At 47.6% G+C, this 1781-nt stretch carries 2 protein-coding genes; both read left to right on the plus strand.

Annotated elements, in window-relative coordinates; genetic code table 11:
* The coding region (locus R8N28_RS24015) for an elongation factor 1-alpha C-terminal domain-related protein (RefSeq protein WP_412079925.1) at positions 1 to 776 on the plus strand (776 nt) is incomplete at its 5' end.
* A 232-nt stretch (positions 777 to 1008) separates the two neighbouring features.
* On the plus strand, positions 1009 to 1781 hold a 773-nt coding region (locus tag R8N28_RS24020), incomplete at its 3' end, for an SLC13 family permease (RefSeq protein ID WP_318183524.1).

A 1781-nucleotide genomic window follows, 5' to 3' on the forward strand; every position in this document is an offset into this window, starting at 1 on the left:
TGAACTGGTTTGAAGGTCCATCGTTGCTTGAGTTGCTAGAAACGGTGGATGTGGACTACGAAAAAGGTGCGGGTGAATTCCGTTTCCCTGTTCAGTACGTGAATCGTCCTAACCTTGATTTCCGTGGCTTTGCGGGCACGGTGTCGTCTGGCTCTGTGAAAGTCGGTGATGCCATCAAAGCATTGCCGTCCGGTAAAACGTCGACTGTCGCTCGCATTGTGACCTTCGATGGCGACATTGAAGAAGCGCAAGCTGGTCTAGCCGTTACGCTGACTCTGAATGATGAAATTGACATTAGCCGTGGTGATTTGATCGTGCTTGAGAATGCGCAAGTGCAAACCACCAACCATTTGCTTGCCGATGTGGTGTGGATGACTGAGCAGCCGTTGCAACCTGGTCGCGATTACGACATCAAGATTGCAGGTAAGAAGACCGTTGGTCACGTAGAGTCGATTCGTCACCAGTACGACATCAATAACTTGTCGACACATGGTGCTGCGGAACTGCCTCTAAATGGCATTGGTTTGTGTGAGTGGTCGCTCAATGAATCAGTAGCTTTGGACAATTACCAAGACTGCGCAGATACCGGTGGTTTCATCATCATCGATCGCCTAACTAATGTGACCGTTGGCGCTGGCATGGTGAAAGAAAGCTTAACAGAGCTTGAACGCGGTTTGGCTGATGTATCTGCCTTTGAACTTGAGTTGAACGCCCTTGTTCGCAAACACTTCCCGCATTGGGAAGCTAAAGACCTAAGCCAGTTACTCAAGAAGTAATGGCAGTAAGCCTAGGGACGTTATCAGTGTCTAGGTTCACAGCCTAACCGAGTGCGAAATGCGGTTAGGCTGCCTCTAAAACCGGAATGTTCAGTGAAGCCCAAGAAAATCTGAGCATTCTGGCACTCTTTTTCGCTTTGCTTTGCTCTGGTTACTTGTTTTATCGCTCTACACACTGTCGTTGTGTTGCGGTTTGTTTCGCTCGTTTCGGGCTGTTTGGTAAGGAAAGGCTATGTGGGAACAAGGATTTGTATTAGCGATTTTGCTTGGCATTATCACTTGTTTGCTTGTGACTAAGATTAAGCCGAGCTACGTTTTTGCTGGTGCAGCCTTTATTGCTTTCATGGCGGGAATGATGGATTCCACGACCATTGCTGCGAACTTTACCAACTCATCATTGTTAACTTTGGTCCTGCTGATTCTCGCTTCTTGTGCATTAGAAAAAACGTTACTGATCAGTTGGGTGAGCCGTAGTATTTCAGAAGGTCATTTAGGCAGTGTGATCGCCAAGCTTGGGTTATCGACCGCCTTACTGTCTTCCTTTACCAACAATACGGCCGTTGTTGTGTCTTTGATTGGTGCGATTAAACGCAATCAACAGCACGCGCCTTCTAAGCTACTGATTCCACTTTCTTACGCGGCGATATTTGGCGGCACATTAACGCTTATCGGTACTTCGACCAACCTTATTATTAATAGCTTTGTGGAAGATGCAGGGCTACCGAGTCTGAGCTTTTTTACTCCGACGATGATTGGCTTGGCTGTCTTAGCGGGTGGTCTTTTAATTCTTATTCCGCTGAGCTATTTGCTGCCAAGTTACGATGACCAAAACCAAGAAGACTTACCGTATTTCCTTGAATCTCGTGTTGAACCAGGTTCCCCTTTGGTTGGCCGTACCATCAGTGAAAACAATCTGCGTGCGCTGCGTAAGTTGTTTCTTGCAGAGGTGGTTCGTGATGGCGTGACGGTATCGTCAGTAGGCCCCGACTTCGTGCTGAAAGCGAA

This window comes from Vibrio sp. Vb1554 (assembly GCF_033344235.1).